This window comes from Micromonospora sp. NPDC000207 (assembly GCF_040300925.1).
Lineage (GTDB): Bacteria > Actinomycetota > Actinomycetes > Mycobacteriales > Micromonosporaceae > Micromonospora.
This window is the reverse complement of the sequence record NZ_JBEPEQ010000056.1, coordinates 17,056-37,246: the sequence shown is the minus strand read 5'-3', so window position 1 is coordinate 37,246 and position 20,191 is coordinate 17,056. Positions and strand designations below refer to the sequence as shown.

General features: G+C 71.0%; 21 protein-coding genes and 1 pseudogene. 15 read left to right on the top strand and 7 right to left on the bottom strand.

The features are described 5' to 3' along the window. Both ABT336_RS15750 and ABT336_RS15745 read left to right on the top strand, forming a co-directional pair. A partial coding sequence (locus tag ABT336_RS15750; protein ID WP_502891186.1) for a serine/threonine kinase C-terminal domain-containing protein occupies positions 1-755 on the top strand: 755 nt, incomplete at its 5' end. Positions 756-866: 111 nt separating this feature from the next. Beyond that, on the top strand, positions 867-1,082 hold the full coding sequence (locus ABT336_RS15745; protein ID WP_350897316.1) for a hypothetical protein: 216 nt from the start codon (positions 867-869) through the stop codon (positions 1,080-1,082). Positions 1,083-1,280: 198 nt separating this feature from the next. On the opposite strand, the gene ABT336_RS15740 is transcribed toward ABT336_RS15745, so the two are convergent. Beyond that, the gene (locus ABT336_RS15740) at positions 1,281-1,826 is read right to left on the bottom strand and encodes a Uma2 family endonuclease (RefSeq protein ID WP_350897315.1); all 546 of its coding nucleotides are present in this window, start codon (positions 1,824-1,826) and stop codon (positions 1,281-1,283) included. Between the two features lie 100 nt (positions 1,827-1,926). On the opposite strand from ABT336_RS15740, the gene ABT336_RS15735 reads away from it, so the two are divergent. The 3 genes from ABT336_RS15735 (at position 1,927) to ABT336_RS15725 (ending at position 4,143) form a co-directional block, all read left to right on the top strand. Further along, entirely contained in the window at positions 1,927-2,670 is a 744-nt protein-coding gene (locus ABT336_RS15735; RefSeq protein WP_350897314.1) for a M50 family metallopeptidase, read from the top strand. Between the two features lie 74 nt (positions 2,671-2,744). Further along, complete coding sequence (locus ABT336_RS15730; protein WP_350897313.1) at positions 2,745-3,239, top strand: SigE family RNA polymerase sigma factor; 495 nt, start codon at positions 2,745-2,747, stop codon at positions 3,237-3,239. Next, positions 3,232-4,143, top strand: a complete 912-nt coding sequence (locus ABT336_RS15725) for a hypothetical protein (RefSeq protein WP_350897312.1) — start codon at positions 3,232-3,234, stop codon at positions 4,141-4,143. The genes ABT336_RS15730 and ABT336_RS15725 overlap by 8 nt, the downstream gene beginning before the upstream one ends. Before the next feature lies 1 nt (position 4,144). Here ABT336_RS15725 and ABT336_RS15720 read toward each other — a convergent pair whose 3' ends face one another. Next, a complete protein-coding gene (locus ABT336_RS15720; protein WP_350897311.1) occupies positions 4,145-5,728 on the bottom strand; it encodes an acyl-CoA carboxylase subunit beta in 1,584 nt (527 codons plus the stop codon). A gap of 44 nt (positions 5,729-5,772) precedes the next feature. On the opposite strand from ABT336_RS15720, the gene ABT336_RS15715 reads away from it, so the two are divergent. Further along, entirely contained in the window at positions 5,773-6,648 is an 876-nt protein-coding gene (locus ABT336_RS15715) for a biotin--[acetyl-CoA-carboxylase] ligase (protein WP_350897310.1), read from the top strand. 127 nt (positions 6,649-6,775) lie between these two features. After that, entirely contained in the window at positions 6,776-7,375 is a 600-nt protein-coding gene (locus ABT336_RS15710; RefSeq protein WP_350897309.1) for a PH domain-containing protein, read from the top strand. A gap of 408 nt (positions 7,376-7,783) precedes the next feature. On the opposite strand, the pseudogene ABT336_RS15705 reads toward ABT336_RS15710, so the two are convergent. Then, positions 7,784-8,356 (bottom strand): annotated as a pseudogene (locus ABT336_RS15705) (GtrA family protein); the annotation flags it as partial. Between the two features lie 64 nt (positions 8,357-8,420). Then, a complete protein-coding gene (locus ABT336_RS15700) occupies positions 8,421-8,957 on the bottom strand; it encodes a GtrA family protein (protein ID WP_350897319.1) in 537 nt (178 codons plus the stop codon). A 440-nt stretch (positions 8,958-9,397) separates the two neighbouring features. Between ABT336_RS15700 and ABT336_RS15695 the strand changes: the two genes are divergently transcribed. From ABT336_RS15695 to ABT336_RS15680, 4 genes are all read left to right on the top strand, one after another. After that, on the top strand, positions 9,398-11,242 hold the full coding sequence (locus tag ABT336_RS15695; RefSeq protein WP_350897308.1) for a phosphoenolpyruvate carboxykinase (GTP): 1,845 nt from the start codon (positions 9,398-9,400) through the stop codon (positions 11,240-11,242). A 36-nt stretch (positions 11,243-11,278) separates the two neighbouring features. Next, positions 11,279-12,196 (top strand): hypothetical protein, encoded by a 918-nt coding sequence (locus tag ABT336_RS15690; protein ID WP_350897307.1) that lies wholly within the window; start codon positions 11,279-11,281, stop codon positions 12,194-12,196. A 207-nt stretch (positions 12,197-12,403) separates the two neighbouring features. Continuing rightward, positions 12,404-13,540, top strand: coding sequence for a geranylgeranyl reductase family protein (locus ABT336_RS15685; RefSeq protein WP_350897318.1), 1,137 nt, complete (start codon positions 12,404-12,406; stop codon positions 13,538-13,540). Between the two features lie 30 nt (positions 13,541-13,570). Then, complete coding sequence (locus tag ABT336_RS15680) at positions 13,571-14,341, top strand: isoprenyl transferase (protein WP_350897306.1); 771 nt, start codon at positions 13,571-13,573, stop codon at positions 14,339-14,341. 100 nt (positions 14,342-14,441) lie between these two features. Here ABT336_RS15680 and otsB read toward each other — a convergent pair whose 3' ends face one another. From otsB to ABT336_RS15665, 3 genes are all read right to left on the bottom strand, one after another. Beyond that, the gene (otsB, locus tag ABT336_RS15675) at positions 14,442-15,266 is read right to left on the bottom strand and encodes a trehalose-phosphatase (protein ID WP_350897305.1); all 825 of its coding nucleotides are present in this window, start codon (positions 15,264-15,266) and stop codon (positions 14,442-14,444) included. A gap of 77 nt (positions 15,267-15,343) precedes the next feature. Next, positions 15,344-15,697, bottom strand: a complete 354-nt coding sequence (locus ABT336_RS15670) for a hypothetical protein (protein ID WP_350897304.1) — start codon at positions 15,695-15,697, stop codon at positions 15,344-15,346. A 216-nt stretch (positions 15,698-15,913) separates the two neighbouring features. Then, the gene (locus ABT336_RS15665; protein WP_350897303.1) at positions 15,914-16,354 is read right to left on the bottom strand and encodes a helix-turn-helix domain-containing protein; all 441 of its coding nucleotides are present in this window, start codon (positions 16,352-16,354) and stop codon (positions 15,914-15,916) included. A gap of 264 nt (positions 16,355-16,618) precedes the next feature. Here ABT336_RS15665 and ABT336_RS15660 point away from each other — a divergent pair, with 264 nt between their 5' ends. From ABT336_RS15660 to ABT336_RS15645, 4 genes are all read left to right on the top strand, one after another. Beyond that, positions 16,619-16,996 (top strand): hypothetical protein, encoded by a 378-nt coding sequence (locus ABT336_RS15660; RefSeq protein WP_350897302.1) that lies wholly within the window; start codon positions 16,619-16,621, stop codon positions 16,994-16,996. Then, complete coding sequence (locus ABT336_RS15655) at positions 16,993-17,316, top strand: hypothetical protein (protein ID WP_350897301.1); 324 nt, start codon at positions 16,993-16,995, stop codon at positions 17,314-17,316. The genes ABT336_RS15660 and ABT336_RS15655 overlap by 4 nt, the downstream gene beginning before the upstream one ends. A 406-nt stretch (positions 17,317-17,722) precedes the next feature. Beyond that, positions 17,723-19,138, top strand: coding sequence for an RNA 5'-3' helicase PhoH2 (gene phoH2 / locus ABT336_RS15650; RefSeq protein WP_350897300.1), 1,416 nt, complete (start codon positions 17,723-17,725; stop codon positions 19,136-19,138). Between the two features lie 291 nt (positions 19,139-19,429). Then, positions 19,430-20,161, top strand: coding sequence for an aggregation-promoting factor C-terminal-like domain-containing protein (locus ABT336_RS15645; RefSeq protein WP_350897299.1), 732 nt, complete (start codon positions 19,430-19,432; stop codon positions 20,159-20,161). The last annotated feature ends 30 nt before the right edge of the window (positions 20,162-20,191 follow it).

Below are 20,191 nucleotides of genomic sequence, written 5' to 3'. Positions count from 1 at the left end.
TCCGCTCTCCGTCCGGCACGCCGGCCCGGCTCGGCCCGGTGGGGCGGCTCGGCCGACGGAACCTGCTGATCGGCGCTGTCGTCCTGGTCCTGCTGGTCGGACTCGCTGTCGTCGTACCCCTGCTGTCGCGTGAGGACGAGCCGCGCGGTGCCGACGAACGGGCGGCGGCCACCACCGGGGCGTCGAGCGCACCGGCCTCGGAACCGGCAGCACCGCCCGCCCCGACCAGTGCGGCCCCCACCCCCAGCCCGTCTCCGTCCCCCAGCCCGTCGGTGGCCAGCCCCTCGCCGAGCGTGTCGACCCAGCCGGGTCTGCCGCCGGGGTGGACCCTGCACCGGGATCCGGCCGGGTTCAGCGTGCCGCTGCCGGAGGGCTGGCGCAAGACCGGCAGCAGCTCCGACAGCGCCACCTTCAAGGAGCGCGGAGGCGTCGGCGAGCTGTTCATGCAGTGGACCAGCTCCCCGAAGGACGACGCGGTCGCGGACTGGCGTGCGTTGGAGCCGGCCCGCCGCAACTACGTCCGCAACTACCAGTACATCAGCATCGAGCGCTGCGACTACTTCCGCGAGTGCGCGGACTGGGAGTGGCGGGAGACCCGCGACGACACCCGGATCCGGGTCCGCAACCGGGGCTTCGTCACCGCCACCAACCGGGGGTACGCGATGCGCTGGGAGGTCGCCGACCGGGAGTGGTCGGAGCAGCTGGCCGCCTTCGACGTCATCGCCCGGGGATTCGTGCCCGACCGACGGAACTGATCACGGGATCTGCCCCGCCGCGGAGATGATCCGCATGGATCGGCACCTCGTTGGGTATCTCACCTCTCAAGACGGAGGGAGGTGCGACCGAAGATGAGTTACCGACACCGAGTGAGCAAGCCCTGCGTGGCACTGTGGGGTCTCATGGCCATGCTGCTGGTCGCTGCCGGAATGCCGACAATGGTCGCGGTGCTGGGTGCCGTGACCGCGACCGCGTTCGTGCTGGCCGGATGGATGCTGGTACGCCGTGGTGGTCTCGCCCGCAGCCGCCCGGCGGCGATCCCCGTGACGACCATGGCCCCGGCCACCCGACGCCGCCGGCCCTGATCCGACGAATCACCCGACGCGCCCCGAGCCTCGTCCAGTCTTCGGTGCGGAGGCGGTCCCCTCGACGGGATCGCCGCCCCGCGAAACTGCTCGAAGCCCGGGGCACGTCGCCGCCCAGGCGTCGTTCGTCAGGGCGATACGAGTCGCCGTTGCGGTGGCTGCGGTCGACGGCACCGCCGATCCCCGTGACGCTGCAGGTCAGCGCAGTGCTGCCGGGTCGAGCCGCCAACGGAACGGCTCGGTGACGACAAGTTCCTCGCCGGCCTTGGCGACCTGGTCCTCGACGTAGTGTCGGTCGTCCAACCGGAACAGGCGCAGGGAGTGGCTGTCACCGTCCTGCTCGACCAGCAGGTACCAGGGGATCCGGGCGAGGGCGTAGAGCTGCATCTTGACCACTCGGTCGGCGGCGGCGTTCCCGGGGGAGACGATCTCCGCGACCAGGGCGACCTCTCCGGCCTCCACCACCGTTGCCTCGTCGTCGGTGTCGGCCACCACGATGTCCGGAATCACGATCCGGTCGAGGCCGAGCCGGACGTTCACCGCCTCGAAGACCAGCAGAGAGCCGGCGGCAGCGTCCAGACTGTTCGCCAACAGACGAGACATCCGCTGGTACCGCTTGCTAGGGGTCGGGCTTACGATCAGGCTCCCGTCGAGCAGTTCGATCCGGTTGGCGTTGGCGTCCATGGCGAGGTACTCGGCCTCGGTCCAGAGGCCGACGTGGGGTTCCAGCGGGGCTGCGGTCACCTGCTTGCACCTCCAACTCCGATTGCCACCCGGTCAGCCTCCCACGATACGAGTCGGCGGGGCGGGAGCGACACAGGACCGGACGGTAGGCTCGCGGGCCATGCCCCTGATCGACGGCCTCGCCTCCCTCTGGGAACGGCTGCTCAGCGCCCAGCCCGACCCGCCCCCACTCCTGGTCCTGCTCACCGCCGCCGTGGCCCTGGTGGTCGTGGCCGCCCGTATGCCGTGGCGGATCGCCCGTAACGCGATCACCATCGCCCACGAGGGTGGGCACGCGCTGGCCGCCCTGCTCACCGGGCGGAAGCTGCGCGGTATCCGGCTGCACTCGGACACCTCGGGGCTCACCCTCTCCGCCGGGCGGCCCACCGGCCCGGGAATGATCTTCACCCTCCTCGCCGGGTACGTGGCCCCGTCGCTGGTCGGGTTGGCCGGGGCGGTGCTGCTCGGCGGGAACCGGATCACCCTGCTGCTCTGGATCGCCGTGGCGCTCCTGCTGGCCATGCTGGTGCTGATCCGCAACGTCTTCGGCGTGGTGTCGCTACTGGTCACCGGCGGGGTGGTGCTCGCCGTGTCCTGGTACGCCCCACCGCAGGTCCAGGCCGCCTTCGCCTGGACGGGTGTGTGGTTCCTGCTGCTCGGCGGGGTACGGCCGGTCGTCGAACTCCAGCGGATGCGGTCCCGGGGGCGACTGCCGGAATCCGACGCCGACCAGTTGGCCGGGCTCACCCCGCTGCCTGCGGTGTTCTGGGTGGCGCTCTTCGGCCTGGTCAACCTGGGTGCGCTCGTCGTCGGGGCGAACCTGCTCGCCGGCCCGCTCCTGGCCGGCTCCGGGTTGCTCGACTGACCGAATCTCGACACGCCGGCAACCGGACGACAGGCACCGCGCGTGTGGACAGCGATGGCACGCAGGAGGTGCGGGTGTCGGACGTCGACGGATTCGACGAGTTCTACCGGGGGAGCCGTGGTCGCCTCCTGGGCTTCGTCTACTCGCTCACCGGGAACCTCACCGAGGCGCAGGACGCGGTCCAGGAGGCGTACATCCGGGCCTGGCAGCGGTGGTCGACAGTGCACAGGTACGACGACCCGGAGGCGTGGACCCGCGTGGTGGCCACCCGGATCGCGGTGAGCCGGTGGCGCAGCCTGCGCAGCCGGGCCCGCGCGTACCTGCGGCACGGGGCGGTCGAGTCGGTGCCCGGCCCCAACGCGGACTCGGTCGCCGTGGTCGCCGCCCTGCGTCAGCTTCCCGAGGAGCAGCGCGTCGCCATCGCCCTGTACTACCTGGTCGGTCTTCCGGTCGCGGAGGTGGCCCGGGAGACCGCCGCCCCGGTCGGCACGGTCAAGGCCCGGCTGCACCGGGGACGGGCTGCGCTGGCCGGGCTGCTCACCGACGTGGAGGGGGTACCCGATGCGTGACGACGCGGCCTTCGTCAAGGAGCTTCGCGACGAACTGAGCCAGGTCTGCTGGCTGGCCCCGGAGGAGATCCGCGCCCGGGGCGAGTGGCGCAGTCGGCGCGTACTGCTGCTGACCTTCGCCGTCGTCCTGGTCATGGTCTCCGGTGCCGGGGTGGTGGTCGTGGCCCGGCACCTGCTGCCGTCGGGTCCGACGGCGGTGACCGGACCGACGCTGCTGGCCGAACCGCAGTCGAGGTTGGACGACGGCCCGCTCGCCGGTGACCTGACGTGGCCGCTGGCCGAGCCGGACTCGGGGGAGATCCCCGCGCAGGCGTTGCTGCAACCGGCGGACCTGCCGACGGGGGTGGGGGAGCACCTCACCGAGCTGGGCCTGGGCGAGACGGTCGAGGTGAACCCGATGCTGGAGGCCTGCCGGCAGGAGCGGGGACTGCCGTCGCAGGCCGTCTCCTCACAGCTGTCGCGCTCCCAGACCCTACTGGGCACCGGCCCGGCCCCGGACCTGCTGCTCATGCAGGACGTCTACCGGGTCGCCCCGCAGACCGCCACGCGGTTCTTCACCGACCTGGACATCCGGATGGCACCCTGCACGAGCTGGCGCAGCGTCGGAGACGTCGAGATCGACGGGCGGCCGTACCAGGCGGCGGCGGTGCACCGGTTCACCGTCTCGGCCCGTGACTTCGCCGGTGACGGATCGGTCCTGCTGCGACACACCATGACCGCACCGACGGACCAGTCGGACGGTCGACAACTCGGCCCGCCCGACCGGACGGACAGCGTCGTGGTCAGGGTGGGGGACCTGGTCACCGTGCTCCGCCTCGGCCCGGAGAGTACGGAGAAGGAGCTGCGCCGGTTGGCCGGGTTGGCCGCACAGCGGATGTGTGTGGCGGCCCGCCCGACCTGTTGACCTACAGGGGGATGTTGCCGTGCTTCTTCGGCGGCAGGGTCTCCCGTTTGGTCCGCAGGACACGAAGGGCGCGGACGATCTGGGTACGCGTCTCGTGCGGCGCGATCACCGCGTCGACGTATCCGCGTTCGGCGGCGACGTACGGGTTGGCCAGGGTGTCCTCGTACTCGGCGATCTTCTCGGCGCGGAGGGCGGCCGGATCCTCGGCGGCGGCCAGTTCGGCGCGGTAGAGGATGTTCACCGCCCCCTGGGCACCCATCACCGCGATCTGCGCCGTCGGCCAGGCGAAGTTGAGGTCGGCACCGAGGTGCTTGGAGCCCATCACGTCGTACGCCCCGCCGTACGCCTTCCGGGTGATCACGGTGACCTTGGGGACGGTGGCCTCGGCGTAGGCGTAGATGAGTTTGGCGCCCCGGCGGATGATCCCGTCCCACTCCTGACCGGTGCCGGGAAGGAACCCGGGCACGTCCACGAGAGTCAGCACGGGGATGTTGAACGCGTCGCAGGTGCGGACGAAACGGGCGGCCTTCTCCGAGGCGGCGATGTCCAGGGTGCCGGCGACGTGCAGGGGCTGGTTGGCCACCACCCCCACCGGACGCCCCTCGACCCGGCCGTAACCGACGACGATGTTGCGCGCGTAGAGCGGCTGGACCTCCAGGAACTCGCCGTCGTCGAGGACGTGCTCGACCACCGTGACGATGTCGTACGGCTGGTTGGTCGAGTCCGGGACCAGGGTGTCCAGGGCGCGGTCGGCCTCTGTCACCTCCAGGGTGGCGGGCGCGTCGACGACAGGCGGTTCGTCGAGGTTGTTCGAGGGGAGGTACGACAGCAGCGCCCGGACGTACCCGATCGCGTCGTCCTCGTCGGCGGCCAGGTAGTGGGCGTTGCCGCTGCGGGTGTTGTGGGTACGGGCGCCGCCCAGCTCCTCCATCGCCACGTCCTCGCCGGTGACCGTCTTGATCACGTCGGGGCCGGTGATGAACATGTGGGAGGTCCCGTCGACCATCACCGTGAAGTCGGTGACCGCGGGGGAGTAGACAGCCCCGCCCGCGCAGGGACCCATGACCAGCGAGATCTGCGGGATCACCCCGGAGGCGCGGACGTTGCGGAAGAAGATGTCGCCGTACAGGCCGAGACTGACGACGCCCTCCTGGATCCGGGCACCCCCGGAGTCGTTGATCCCCACGACCGGGCAACCGATCTTCATCGCCAGGTCCATCACCTTGACGATCTTTTCGCCGAAGACCTCTCCGAGAGAGCCGCCGAAGACCGTGAAGTCCTGGGCGAAGACGCAGACCTGCCGGCCGTCGACGGTCCCGTAGCCGGTGACCACGCCGTCGCCGTAGGGACGGTTCCGGTCCAGGCCGAAGGTGGTGGACCGGTGCCGGGCCAGCCCGTCGAGTTCGACGAAGGAGCCGGGGTCGAGCAGCATCTCGATCCGTTCCCGGGCGGTCTTCTTCCCCCGGGCGTGCTGTTTCTCGACGGCCCGCGCGGAGCCGGCGTGGACCGCCTCGTCGACCCGTCGTTCCAGGTCCGCCAGCTTGCCGGCGGTGCTGTGCACATTGCTCCCGGCCTCGGTAGTCACCAGGGCAATATAACGATGGTCCAGCAGGGCCGTAGGCTGGCGGGATGCCGGGCTCGCCGTACACCGATCTGGATCGACCGCCCCTGTCGGTGGCCCGGCTGCGCCGCGCTCTGGTCGCGCCGCACGGGCCGTGGCGGAGGTTGGAGCTGGTCGTGGAGACCGGCTCCACGAACGCGGACGTGGCCGAGGCGGCCCAGGCCGGTGAGCCGGAGGGCCTGGTGATCGTCGCCGAGCGGCAGGTCACCGGCCGGGGCCGACGGGGCCGGGTCTGGCAGTCGCCGCCGCGGGCCGGGATCGCGACGAGCGTCCTGCTCCGGCCCGCCGAGGCCGTCGCCGAGCGCGACTGGACGCCGGTCCCCACGTCCCGGTACGGCTGGCTGCCACTGCTGGCCGGGGTGGCCCTGGTGGAGTCGGTGACCCGGCTGGCCGAGGTGGAGGCCGGTCTGAAGTGGCCCAACGACCTGCTGGTCGGCGAAGGCAAGTGCGCCGGGATCCTCGCCGAGGGCATCTCCCCGGCAGGGGCGGGTCGACCGCCGGCAGTGGTGGTCGGGATGGGCCTCAACGTCACGCTGCGCGCCGAGGAGCTGCCGGAGCGGACGACGGGCCTCGCCGCCACCTCCCTGCAACTGGAAGGTGCCACGGCCACCGACCGGGATCCGTTGGTGCGGGCCCTGCTGCGGTCGTTGGCCGACTGGTACGGCAGGTGGCGGGACGCCGGTGGTGACGCTGTCGCCTGTGGTCTGCGGGGGGCGTACCTGGAGTCCTGTCTGACGGTGGGGCGTCCGGTCCGGGTGCTCCTGCCCGGGGGTGAGGAACTGACCGGTGAGGCGACCGGTGTCGACGCCGACGGCCGACTCGTGGTGTCCACCGCCGCCGGTGACCGCCGGCTCGCCGCCGGGGACGTCCTGCACCTGCGGTGACCTGCAGGGCCGATCCGTATGCCGAGGGCGGGCGGTGGCGGGGTACGACACGCGAGCTGACCGGCTGACCCGGGTGGGTGCGCCGACCGGTTACCGTCAGCGCGTCCCGTTCCGCGAGGAGGTTGTCGTGGCGTTCCCCGAAGAGGTACTCACCGAAGACGAGCACGTGGTGCTCCACCTTCACCCGCACTGGCGGGCGTTGGCCCGCCCGGTCGCGGTGTTGGTGCTCGTCGTGGCGGTGCCGTCGGCGGCGGCGATTCTCCTGCCGGACGGCGCCGGTCGCTGGATCATCTGGGCCGTGCTCATGGGACTGGCGATGGTGGCCATGCTCAAGTGGAGCCTCTGGCCGTTCATGGTCTGGCGGAGCACCCACTACCTGTTCACCAACGAACGGGTGTTGTTGCAGCGGGGCGTGCTCTCCCGGGACCGGCGGGACATCCCGTTGGGCCGGATCAACGACCACTCGATGAACCAGGGCGTCGTCGACAGGTTGTTCGGCAGCGGCACCCTGACCGTCGAGTCGGCCGGGGAACGGGGCCAGTCGGTCCTGCCCGACGTGCCCGACGTCGGCCACGTCCAGACGAAGCTGTACGAGCTGATCGAGGCCGATCACGACCGGCGGACGCTCGACGACGGCGAGCTGCGGGAGGCCCTGGCCGAAACCTTCGAGGGGCGGCCGCGTACCCGGCGCTCTCCGGGGGCGGAGACCACCCCGCCCGCCCGCTGACAGGTACTGCCTTGGGGCGCTGATCCGCCCCGGGTGTGTCCTGGGGGCGCTGATCCGCCCCGGGTGTCCTGGGGGCGCTGATCCGCCCCGGTGTCCAGTTCCTGGGCGCTGATCCTGTCCCGGGTGTGGCTACTGTCCCGGGGCGCGGCGGGTGCCGGCGTGCAGGTCCGCCGCGAGCCCGGCCTCCAGTTCGCGGTCGAGCGCGCTGGTCAGTGGGCTGATGTCGAGGGGCACTGGTCGCCCCTGCGGCAGGGTGCCGGGTGAGACAGCGCCGGGTGAGACAGCGCCAGGGGCGACGGCATTGGGTGAGACAGCGCCAGGTGAGACAGCGCCAGGGGCGACGGCATTGGGTGAGACAGCGCCGGGTGAGACAGCGCCGGGGGCGACAGCGCCGGGGGCGGCCGTCCCCGGGGAGGTGGTGGGGCGGGGCTCCGCAGCCTCCTCCAGTTCGCTGACCGACTCGGCCAGTTCGGCGACCGGGTCCAGCTCGGCCATCGTGTCCCAGTCCTCGCGGGGCAGGGCCGGCGGGTTGGCCTCGGCGACCACCGGGGCGGGTTGGAAGACGAAGGTGCGGTAGGACCAGAACCGGAACAGGGTGGCCAGCACGACACCGACGGTCTTGGCCACGTTCAGTGCGAGCAGACCGGTGACGCCCAGGCCGTACTTGGCCAGGGCCAGCACGCCCAGTTCGATGAGCAATCCGGTGGCATTGAACAGGAAAAATAGGGCATATTCCCGCCGCATCGCGGATTTCGGGCGATCCCGGTACGTCCAGTGCCGATTCATCAGATAAGACGTGATCGTCGCCACGATCGTGGCGATCACCGTCGCCTTCAGCTGGCCGTCCCGGAACACCGTCAGTGCGAGTGCGTTGAACACTGCGTAATTGATGACGGTGTTGATCCCGCCGACGACGCCGAACTTGAGCGCCTCGTGGACGAACTTCTGCCAGCGCTCCGGCAGCAATCGAACAAGACGCATGGAAAACACCTTAGGCGAGTGATCGGTGCCGAGTGGGGTCGGCCGGGACGAGATGGGCGGAAGGTCACGCCCCGGATGTCTGGTCACGCTGCGCATCCGCGACCGTTGGGGTTCCCGCTTCGACGAAGACGAACCGCCGGTACGACCAGAAGCGGAAGAGGGTGCCCAGTCCGGTGCCGACGACGTAGCTGGAGATGTTGTCGGCCAGGGCGGTCTGGAAGACCTGCGGCCAGATGCTGCCCAGGCCGTACCGGCTGATCGCCAGGCACGACACCGCGATGCCCAGCCCCACGCTGTTGAAGAAGAAGAAGAGGAGGTACTCCCGGGCCGGGTTCGACCGTTGGCGGTGCCGCCAGGTCCAGAACCGGTTGCCCAGGAACGCGAAGGTCGCAGCCAGGACGGTGGAGATCGTCTTCGCGGTGACCTGCTCCATGCCGTGCACGACGGTGAGGTAGTTGAAGAGGGCGAAGTCGACGACGAAGGCGAACCCGCCCACGGTGGCGAACTTCCCGACCTCCCGTACGAGGTGTCCGAACCTGTCGACCAGGGATGCGACGAGGCCCGGGCGGGTCGGCGGGGCGCCTGACTGCCCACCGGTCATCGTCGTGGCCACGGGGCGAGCGTACCGGTTGGAAGCGAACAGCCGGGGTAACCAGCCACGGCCGTACCGGAGCGTCGTCGACGCCCCGGGTGGGGGAGATCACCCGCGGAGGTGGTGAACGGAGCGTGATCACCAGGGAGAGACGGGCTGTCGCAGGTCGCACCGGTGGTGGCAGGGGTACGCGGGCCGTCCGGGTCCGACGCCGGGTGGACGCACTGCCACAAGATTTGCGTGAAAGTGCGCGCGAAAGTGGGTATCAGATCGAGAAATCGCAGTCTGGCCGTACCTTGTGCAGTTCTTCACAACCGCTCTCACTGACTGACCGCGCAGCCCGGTCTACTCTGAGCGCAATCCCAGGTTTTCACGACGACGGCGCGCCCGCGTCCGCCACCACTCGTGCATCCACCGATCGGTCAGCGTCGACCACAAGGAGATGTGTCATGGTTGCTCCGGCTACTGTTCGTGGCATCGAACAGGCCCCCACGTCCCACCCGAAGCTGCTCACCTGGGTCCGAGAAGTCGCCGAACTGACCACCCCCGACCGCGTGGTCTGGGTGGACGGTTCCGACGACGAATGGCGTCGCCTCACCGACGAACTGGTCGAAAGCGGCACCCTCATCCGGCTCAATCCGGAGAAGAAACCGAACTCGTTCTACGCCCGCACCGACCCCTCGGACGTCGCCCGGGTCGAGGAGCGGACCTACATCTGCTCCGTCGACGAGGCGGACGCCGGCCCCACCAACAACTGGATGGCGCCGGCCGAGATGAAGCGGACGATGACCGAGCTGTACCGCGGCTGCATGCGCGGGCGGACCATGTACGTCATCCCGTTCGTCATGGGCCCGGTCGAGGCGGAGCACCCCATGTTCGGTGTGGAGATCACCGACAGCCCGTACGTGGTCGCCTCCATGCGGATCATGACCCGGATGGGTGCCACGATCCTCGACGCGATGGGCGACGACGCCGAATTCGTCCACGCCCTGCACTCCATCGGTGCCCCGCTCGCCCCCGGCCAGCAGGACGTCGCGTGGCCGTGCAACGAGACCAAGTACATCTCGCACTTCCCGGAGAGCCGGGAGATCTGGTCGTACGGCTCCGGGTACGGCGGCAACTCGCTGCTCGGCAAGAAGTGCTACTCGCTGCGGATCGCCAGCGTGATGGGGCGTGACGAGGGCTGGCTCGCCGAGCACATGCTGATCCTCAAGATCACCTCTCCGGAGGGGAAGACGTACCACATCGCCGGTGCGTTCCCGTCCGCCTGCGGCAAGACCAACCTGGCCATGCTGGAGCCCACCCTGCCCGGCTGGAAGGTCGAGACCATCGGCGACGACATCGCCTGGATGCGTTTCGGCCCGGACGGTCGCCTCTACGCGGTGAACCCGGAGTACGGCCTGTTCGGCGTGGCCCCCGGCACCGACTGGAAGACCAACGCCAACGCCATGCGGACCCTGGACCGGGGCAACTCCGTCTTCACCAACGTGGCCCTCACCGACGACGGGGACATCTGGTGGGAGGGGATGGGTGAGCCGCCGGCCCACCTGATCGACTGGAAGGGCGACGACTGGACCCCGGAGAGCGAGGGCCTCTCCTCGCACGCCAACAGCCGGTTCTGCACCCCGATCACCCAGTGCCCGATCCTGTCCGAGGACTACTACGACCCGAACGGCGTCCCGATCGACGCCATCCTGTTCGGTGGTCGGCGGCGGGACACCGTACCGCTGGTCGCCGAGGCCCGGGACTGGGTGCACGGCGTGTACCTGGGGGCGACGCTCTCCTCGGAGACCACCGCCGCCGCCTCCGGCGCTGTCGGGGTGGTCCGTCGGGACCCGATGGCGATGCTGCCGTTCATCGGTTACCACGGCGGTGACTACTTCCGGCACTGGATCGAGATGGGCAAGGGCGTCGACGGTGACGAGTCGAAGCTGCCCAAGATCTACTACGTGAACTGGTTCCGTAAGGACGCCGAGGGCGACTTCCTCTGGCCGGGCTTCGGGGAGAACTCCCGGGTCCTCAAGTGGGTCGTCGAGCGGATCGAGGGCACCGCCGACGCGGTGGAGACCCCGATCGGCATGGTCCCCGCCCAGGACGCCCTGGACATCGAGGGCCTGGACATGACCCCGGAGGACGTCCGGATCGCCCTGAAGGTCGACCCGGAGGAGTGGCGGCGGGAGCTGCCCCTGGTCACCGAGTGGTTCGAGAAGTTCGGCGACAAGCTGCCCGGTGTCCTCTGGGCCGAACTGGACGCCCTGCGGGCCCGCCTGGACGCGGAGTCGTCGAAGCGGTAGTGCGGTTGTTGCCCGTACCCGGCACGATCGGATGCCATGGAGAGGGCGCAGGCCACTCGGACGGCCGCCGGGACCGATGAGGTCCGGCGGCCGTCCGCCGTCCGCGCGCTGGTGGTGCTGCTCGGGGTGACGGCGGTGGCGACCGTCGTGGTCGAGCTGCTCAACTTCTGGTACGCCCCGGACCCCGGGCTCGGGCTCGCCGTCCGGACCGGGTGGGCGCTGCTGCGTACCCTCGGATTTCTGATCCTGATCGGACACGTCCGACGGGGACGGGCGGCGGCCCGACCACTGGGGTTGATCCTCGCCGTCACCACGGTCTTCGCGGTGGCCCGGCTGATCGTGCCCCGCCAGGGTGTCCCGCCGCTGCCCGGGGTGGTGGGATTCGCAGTGCTCACCGTGCTCTGCGCGGCAGTGGTCTGGCTGCTGTACCGCTCGCCCACAGTCACCGCCCACCTGGTCCGGCACCGTAAGGGTCTGGTCCTGTCCGGACGCCGGATCTCCTGGCAGGAGGTCGCCCCGAAGCGCCCGGAGGCGGCCGGATGGTTGCTGGCGGGGCGGGTCGCCGCACTGACCTACAGCCCACTGATGCTGATTCCGGCGCTTGTCGCCGGGGGCGCGATCCTGGACGGTCGGCTGCTTGCCGCCCCGGCGGTGGTGTTCTGGTTCGTCGCCGGGATCGTGGTGAGCAACCTGGTCCTGTTCTGCGGAATCTTCCTGCTGCGGGGCCGACGGTGGGCCCGTCGTCTCCTCGTTGCGATCACCCTCGGGGTCCTCGCCGTCCACCTTCCCCTCTGTTGGTGGCTGCTCGGCGTGGACGGCCTCCTCCGGGACGCCACCCCCCTCCTGGCCGCCGCCGGACTCACCCTCTACTCCCTGCACCGAGCCCCACCCACCCCCACCCCCACCCCCACCCCCATCCCCGATCCGGCCCCCACCGCCGGGCCGGCCCGTTGATCAAGGGGTTTGCGTCAGATTCCGAGTTCCGGATGACGCAAACCCCTTGATCAACGCGGGGAACCGACGGGAGGGGCGGGAGGAACCGGCGGGAGGGGGCGGCGGGAGGGGGTGGGGTGGGGTGGGGGGTGGGGGGAAATGTGGGGTGGTCGGTGCGGCGTGGGTGGGTGGGGTGGGGGTGGGGGTGAGGATGGGGTGGTGGCGGATGTGTTCGACCTGGTGGTGGTGGGTGCCGGCCCGGCGGGGGCGGCGGCTGCGCTGGCGGCGCGGCGGCGGGGAGCGCGGGTCCTCCTGCTGGACCGGGCCGACTTCCCCCGCGACAAGGCGTGCGGGGACGGGATCGCCGCCCACGCGCTCGACGTCCTCGACCAGCTCGGCGTCACCGGGGCGGTCGACGGGTACGCCCCGCTGCCCGCCCTGCGGATGATCGCCCCCGGCGGCGGGTCGGTGGCCCGGTCCCTGCCCCGGCCCGCGTACACCGTCCCCCGGGAGGTGTTCGACGCCCGCCTGGTGGCCGCCGCCCAGGCGGCCGGGGCGCAGCTGCGCCGCCACACCGTACGCCGGGTGGAGGTCCGCGCGGACCGGGTGGTCCTGGACGGCGTCGTCGAGGCCCGGACGGTGGTGGGGGCCGACGGTGCCGGGTCGGTGGTCCGTCGGGCGCTCGGCCAGCCTGTCAATCCGGGCCGCCACCTGGCGCTGGCCATCAGGGGGTACGCCCCGGCCCGCCCCGGTCCGGCCGAGCAGTTCATCGCCACCTCGGCGGCGCGCTGGCCGGCGTACGCCTGGTCGTTCCCGATCGGCGACGGACGGGCGAACGTCGGGTACGGGGAGGTGTTGCGCAGCGACGGGTTGACCCGGACGCACCTGCTGGAGCGGATGGCCGACCTGCTCCCGGAGACCGATCCGGCGTCCGTCGAGCGACTCCGCGCCCACCACCTGCCGCTCTCCACCCACCGCCCGGTAGCGGGGCGGGGTCGGGTGCTGCTCGCCGGGGACGCGCTCTCCCTGATCAACCCGTTCACCGGGGAGGGGATCTTCTACGCCCTGCTCTCCGGTGCGTTGGCCGGTGCGGCGGCGGCCGGGTCACCCGGGCCCGCCGCCGCCCGACGGTACGCCGAGGCGCTGCGCCGACGGCTCGGCACCCACCTGCGGCACAGTTCGGTGGCGGCCTGGCTGGGCCGGCACCGGCGGATCGTCGACGCGGCCGTCCGGGCGGCCGGGCGGGACGAGCGGGTCTACCGGACCGTGGTCGAGTTGGGGCTCGGCGACGGTCGGTTGGATGTTCGGACCCTGGGGCGGATCGGCGGGTGTCTGCTGCGGCACGTTCCGGCTCCCCGGCCCTGAACCTGTCGAGGGGTCGCTACTCTGCAAGTGATGAATCCGCGGGACCTGATGTACTCGGTGTACGAGCGCCGGCTCACGGCGAAGCTCGCTGGTAAGCCGGTGCCCCGGCATGTCGGTGTCATGTGCGACGGCAACCGCAGGTGGGCCCGGGAGATGGGGTACGTCGACCCCAACGACGGTCACCGGGTCGGTGCCGCCAAGATCAAGCATCTGCTGGGGTGGTGCGACCAGGCCGGGATCGGGCACGTCACGCTCTACCTCCTGGCCACCGACAACCTGCGCCGGCCGGCCCGGGAACTCGACCCGCTCCTGGAGATCATCGAGAACCTGGTGGTCGAGTTGTCCGAGGAGGGCAACCCGTGGCGGCTGCGGATGGTCGGCGCCCTCGACCTGCTGCCCGCGCAGACCGCCACCGCACTCAAGGCCGCCGAGGAGCGCACTGTCGACCGCAGCGGCGGTGCCGAGGTCAACATCGCCGTCGGGTACGGCGGCCGTCGGGAGATCGCCGACGCGGTGCGCTCACTGCTCGTGGAGCACGCGGCGGCCGGGGGCACCCTGGAGGAGTTGGCCGAGACCCTCGACGTCGAGCACATCGCCGAGCACCTCTACACCAGGGGTCAGCCCGACCCCGACCTGGTCATCCGGACCAGCGGCGAGCAGCGGCTCTCCGGCTTCATGCTGTGGCAGTCGGCCCACTCGGAGTTCTACTTCTGCGAGCTGAACTGGCCGGACTTCCGGCACATCGACTTCCTGCGGGCGCTGCGGTCGTACGCCACCCGGCAACGCCGGTTCGGCACCTGACGCCCTCCCCGCCCAGGGCAGGACCCCGTCCCGCCCTGGTCAGGACCCTCCCCGCCCCGGCAGGACCCCGTCCCGCCCCGGGGCAGGATCCCCGCCCCGGTCAGGGCAGGTGGTGGGCGGCGGTCTGGAGGAAGTCGCCGAGCGCGGCGGGAGAATCGATTGTCAGGTCGGCGGCCTCGGCGACCTCCTGACCGGTCTCCGGATTGGCCACGGCGACGCAGACACCGACGAAGCTGGGATCGGCGGCGGCCCGGGCACGGAGCGCGGCGAAGGCCTTGATGTCGGAGACGTCGTCGCCGAAATACCACGCGCCACCGGCGGTCTGCACCACCTCGTCGATGACCATGCCCTTGTCCCGGTCGACGGGGGGCTTGAGCTCCAGGACCATCCGTCCGACCTGGACCCGCAGGCCGAGCCGCTCCGCCTGCTCCCGCCCCCACTGCTCGACGGTGGGGCCGAGGGTCGGGGCGGTCCGGTAGTGCAGCGCGACGGAGAGCCGCTTGAACTCGATCAGGGTCCCGGTGGGCAGCTCGGCGTGGGCCAGCTCGGTCAGCTCGGCCATCGTCGGCACCCAGGGCAGGGCGGCCGGTTCGGTCACCGTCTCGCCCCCGGAGTGGCTGTGCTCCAGCCCGTACAGGCCGTACAGGTCGACGCCGGTGAGCCCACCGAAGTGGTCGCGCAGGAAGTCCACCGGGCGGGCGGAGACGATCGCCACCCGCTGGACGGCCGGGGCCAGGGCCTCGATGGCGGCGAGCACCTTCGGGGCGGGCTGGACAGCTGTGGGATCGTCGTCGACCGGCGCGAGTGTGCCGTCGAAGTCGAAGAAGAGCACGGTTTCGGCGGCCCGGGGGGCGGTCTCCCGCCAGGCCTGGTCGGCGTTCAGCGGGGTCTTCGGCTGCTGGTTGCCCAGATTCAACGACGGCACGGGCGACAGCGTACCCCGGTCTCGGCGCGGCAATCGCTGTTGTGAGGATGCGAACGGGTTCCGACCACAGGGCGCGGTCAGCGTTCGACGGCACCCCGGCCGGGGCGTACGAACGGCACGACTGTGGCTTCCGGGCGGTGGCTGAGCAGGTAACCCTCCACGAATCCGGCGTTGCGGTCCCCGGCGGACTCCTCGACCTCGTCGAGCCGTTCCACCAGGTAGTCGGTGAGCGCACTGAGCCTGTTGTTGAGCCGCTCGGTCAGTTCGGCGAGGACGGCCACCACCACCGACGTCCCGGCGGCGGTGAGCGCGACGAGGTTGACGACGAGCGGTAACTGCCCACCGGAGACGACGCCGACCACGACGTTGCCTGTCAACACCACGGTCAGGGAGACCGCCCCGACCACGACTGCCAGCCACTTCAGGGTCATGGACAGACCCCTCCTTCTGTCCCGCAGGGCTTGGTTCGGCCTTGTCCCGTCCCCCACCCGACGACGAGCCCAAGCAGTACGTTTACGGACGGTAGCGCGCCCGGTGGGAGTGGGGGAGGCAAAACGTCCGGACCGCCGGCATCGACTTTCGTCATCCGAGAAGGTCTCGGGCCGGTCCGGGCCCGTCCCCGGTGACCGCCGGGCCGGTCCGGGTGGCTATCCGGCCTTGCGCCCCCGTCGCCGCCCGTCGACCGGCAGGGTCGGGCGGTAGGCGAGGTAGCGGATGGTCTCCCGGATGTGGAACTTCTCCGCGTCGGAGACGTTGGGGTCGACCAGTCGCCGCAGCAGGGCCTCCACGTCGGGGTCCATCGGGGGCGGTGTCGGGGCGCTGCGGGGCGGGGTGGTCCGGTCCCAGCCGAGCGCACCGAACGCCGCCGCCGGGTTGAGGCCGAGCCCCTCACAGAAGGCGACGACCCGTTCGGCTTCGGGGTCGCTGGCCCAGTCTCCGCGTACCCAGCGGTTGATCGTCTGCCGGGACACCCCGGTGCGGCGGGAGACCTCGGTTCCGCTCCAGGCACGGGTCGCCCGGGCGTCGTCGAGGGCACGGCGGACGAAGGTGGCGAAGGCAATCTTCCGTGCGTGAGCGGTCCCGGTCACTACGTGACGGTACGACCCGTTGCCCCTCCGGAATCGGGCAAGCGCGTTCCTGTCACGTGAACGTGACAACACATTCGGATTTCCGGGGAGGGCAAGAGTGCACGTGAAAAGGGGTATCACCGGCGCAGGATAGATGCTCGTGGGTGCGGCCGTAAACAGACGAAAAGCTGATACTGTCACGTTCATGGGACATTCTACGGTGTGCCACGTGCCTGAGACCTCCAGTGCTCACCGGTGTCACCCGCCCCGATCCCGGGAGGCCCGGTGACCGATCTCGCAACCCGTGCCCGGGCCTTCGGTCTGGTCGCCCAGGGGGTGGCGGCGGGGCTGAGCGCCCCCTGGCGCCTCTACCTGGCCCGAGGCAGCCGTCACCTCTCGCTGAACGTGGGAGACCACGCCGAGTGGGACGCCTGGCGTACCCATCTCGGCTGCCCGGAACTGAGTGTCCGGGTGTACGACGCCGGTGGGGAGATCCATCGGCTCTCGGTGGCCGAGGTCGTCCAGGACGGCTGCCGGATCAGCGTCGAACTGGTCGAGGAGGTCGGCACCGACGACCTGGACCGGCTGCTGACCGGGACCCCCGTCGCCGCCTCCCCGGCAACGACGGGCCGATCCGTCCGATCCGCCGGGGCCGCCGGATGAGCCCCTTCCTCGCGGTCTTCCTCGTCCTGCTCCTCGGCTCGACCAGCTATGCGGCCGGTCGACTCCACGGGCAGCTCAGCTACCGGATCGGCTACCGGTTCGGTTACCGGCAGGGCTACTTCGACGGCGACCGGGGCGCCTGGAGCCGGCGACGCCGGGACGCCCAGGCCGCCATCGCCTCGGCCCTGGCCGTCCCCGCCCGACAGGTCGAGTCGGTGAACCGGGCGGGGACCACCTACACCGGGTCCTCGTTCGGCGCACCGGCCGCCCGGGGGGCCGCCCGACACTCCACCGGCACCCTCGTCCGGCGGGTCGGTTGACCCGACCCGCTTTGCTGGGAGCCACACACCCCGAACCGGTCCGGTGCGTCGTACGCGGCGAGGGCGCACCGGGGGGCCGCCGTCCGAGAGGGACGGCGACCCCGCCGGCCGGGATGCGCGCAGGGGGCATGCATCCCGGCCGGCTCGCCGCGTCCCCGGCGTCGGCCCGACCCTCACGAGTGCGTGGATCCTCACGTCCACCTGCTGGAATCCGAAGATCCGTAGCGAACCCCTAGCCCCGGGGCGTCGGCGCGGCTAGCGTCTAGTCATGGCGCGGGGTTCTCCCGGGCCAGCCGGTCAGCCCGGATCTGCGCCTCGCGCACGGGGCCCGCATCCGACCCTGTGTCCCCGGGCGCCGGAGGAGGCGGAACACGGGTGGCGGGTGCCCATCCGTCGGAGCAGGCCTGTGACGACTCGCCGTACCGACGCCGGAGCCGACCAGATTCCGGCCGCGAAAGCCACGACCCGCCGCGCCACCCGAAGCCGCCGTACGGCGGACACGGCGTCGGCCGACCGTCAGGAGCCCCGACCAGCCGGCCAGGCGTACGTCCTGGACACCTCGGTGCTCCTGTCCGACCCGGCAGCCTTCCACCGGTTCGCCGAGCACGAGGTGGTGCTGCCCCTGGTGGTCATCTCCGAGTTGGAGGGCAAGCGGAGCCACCCGGAGTTGGGCTGGTTCGCCCGCCAGTCGCTGCGGATGCTCGACGAGCTGCGGATCCGCCACGGTCGACTCGACCAGCCGCTACCGGCCAACGAGTTCGGCGGCACGCTGCGGGTGGAGCTGAACCACACCGACGACGGCGTCCTTCCGCCCGGCTTCCGCAACGAGTCCAACGACGCCCGGATCCTCTCGGTCGCGTTGAACCTGGCCGCCGAGGGACGACAGGTCACCCTGGTCAGCAAGGACATGCCCCTGCGGGTCAAGGCCGCCTCGGTCGGGTTGGCCGCCGACGAGTACCGGCACGGTCAGGCCAGCGATCCCACCTGGACCGGGATGACCGAACTGCAACTCGCCGAGGAGCAGGTCGGCGCGCTCTACGGCGGGGAGACCCTCGACCTCGACGAGGCGGCCGGGCTGCCCTGCCACACCGGGCTGGTGCTGCACTCGCCCCGTGGCTCGGCGCTCGGGCGGGTGCTGCCGGACAAGACCGTACGGCTGGTGCGGGGTGACCGGGAGGCGTTCGGCGTACACGGCCGCTCCGCCGAGCAGCGGGTCGCCCTCGACCTGCTGCTCGACGAGTCGATCGGGATCGTCTCCCTCGGCGGGCGGGCGGGCACCGGCAAGTCCGCCCTGGCGCTCTGCGCCGGCCTCGAGGCGGTGATGGAGCGACGGCGGCACAAGAAGGTGATCGTCTTCCGTCCCCTGTACGCGGTGGGGGGCCAGGAGCTCGGTTACCTGCCGGGCTCGGAGACGGAGAAGATGTCGCCCTGGGCCCAGGCGGTCTTCGACACCCTCGGCGCTGTGGTGCACGAGAACGTCCTGGAGGAGGTGATGGCCCGGGGCATCATCGAGGTGCTGCCGCTGACCCACATCCGGGGCCGGAGCCTGCACGACGCGTTCGTGATCGTCGACGAGGCCCAGTCGCTGGAGCGGGGTGTCCTGCTCACGGTGCTCTCCCGGATCGGTCAGGGCTCACGGGTGGTGCTCACCCACGACGTCGCCCAGCGGGACAACCTGCGGGTGGGGCGGCACGACGGGGTGACGGCGGTGATCGAGGCGCTGAAGGGGCACCCGCTCTTCGCGCACGTCACGTTGACCCGGTCGGAGCGGTCCCCGATCGCGGCGATGGTCACCGATCTGTTGGAGGACGTGCCGACCTGACAGTGGTTGCTTGACTGCTTTACGCCACCATGGTGGTATTTGTCGTGTGGTGCGAATCACAAATACTGTCGTTCGTTTCCCATCCGCCTCACTGTGCGCGATCGTGTCCCACGAGCGCCCGCGTATCACGCACATCGTTGGTGGTCGTTCGTCACAGGCGGCTACCGACATCGGGTGGGAGTCCACGCGTCGGCTGCCGCCGACGACGGGTCGGGGCGCTCGCGGTGCCGTGTCCGACCCGGGTGGACGTGCCCGGCACCGTTTCCTTGCCCCCGACGAAGGGACTACTTCGTGAGTCGGCTGTGGAGCCGTTTGGGTGCCCGCACGGCCGCCGTCGCACTGCTCTCCGTGGGCGTCGCCGGCGGCTTCTATCTGGGTGAGAGCCAGGAGACCGAGCAGCAGGGCACTATCGCCCGCGTCGCCGTCGAGGTCGACAAGACCGAGCACGAGTACCAGCGCGAGCGGCAGGCCCGGCACCAGGTCCGGTCCGCCCAGCAGCGGGGCGCGGAGTACCAGGCCAAGCTGCGGGCGGCCAAGGCGGCCAAGGAGGCCGCCGAGCGGGCCAAGGAGGCCGAACGGGCCGCCGCCACCCGCAAGAAGGAACGCGAAGCGGCCGAGCGAAAGAAGGCCGAGGAGGAAAAGGCGAAGAAGGAGGCGGAACGAGCCGACTCGACGGCCTCCCGGCCGTTCGAGGGGCCGGTCCCGGACTCCTGCACCGAGTTCAGCGGCAACCGCCGTACCGGTTGCTCCCTGATGGTGCAGGCCGGATTCGGGATGGACCAGTTCCCCTGCCTGAACAAGCTGTGGAACAAGGAGAGCGGCTGGAACCACAAGGCCCGCAACCCGTCCTCCGGGGCGTACGGGATCCCGCAGTCACTGCCGGGCAGCAAGATGGCCTCGGTGGGCTCCGACTGGGAGAGCAACCCGGCCACTCAGATCAAGTGGGGTCTCAACTACATCGACGGGCGGTACGGCAGCCCGTGCAAGGCCTGGCAGCATTCACAGAACGTCGGCTGGTACTGACCTGACGCGCCCGCCACGACGGCGGGGTGT

What these genes read in the sequence shown, in the direction of transcription:
- ABT336_RS15680 (WP_350897306.1), top strand. Translation starts at nt 13,571, where the DNA reads ATGAATCCGCGGGACCTGATGTACTCGGTGTACGAGCGCCGGCTCACG.
- ABT336_RS15670 (WP_350897304.1), bottom strand. Translation starts at nt 15,697, where the DNA reads ATGACCCTGAAGTGGCTGGCAGTCGTGGTCGGGGCGGTCTCCCTGACC.
- ABT336_RS15700 (WP_350897319.1), bottom strand. Translation starts at nt 8,957, where the DNA reads ATGACCGGTGGGCAGTCAGGCGCCCCGCCGACCCGCCCGGGCCTCGTC.
- ABT336_RS15735 (WP_350897314.1), top strand. Translation starts at nt 1,927, where the DNA reads ATGCCCCTGATCGACGGCCTCGCCTCCCTCTGGGAACGGCTGCTCAGC.
- ABT336_RS15655 (WP_350897301.1), top strand. Translation starts at nt 16,993, where the DNA reads ATGAGCCCCTTCCTCGCGGTCTTCCTCGTCCTGCTCCTCGGCTCGACC.
- ABT336_RS15695 (WP_350897308.1), top strand. Translation starts at nt 9,398, where the DNA reads ATGGTTGCTCCGGCTACTGTTCGTGGCATCGAACAGGCCCCCACGTCC.
- ABT336_RS15715 (WP_350897310.1), top strand. Translation starts at nt 5,773, where the DNA reads ATGCCGGGCTCGCCGTACACCGATCTGGATCGACCGCCCCTGTCGGTG.
- ABT336_RS15690 (WP_350897307.1), top strand. Translation starts at nt 11,279, where the DNA reads ATGGAGAGGGCGCAGGCCACTCGGACGGCCGCCGGGACCGATGAGGTC.
- ABT336_RS15725 (WP_350897312.1), top strand. Translation starts at nt 3,232, where the DNA reads ATGCGTGACGACGCGGCCTTCGTCAAGGAGCTTCGCGACGAACTGAGC.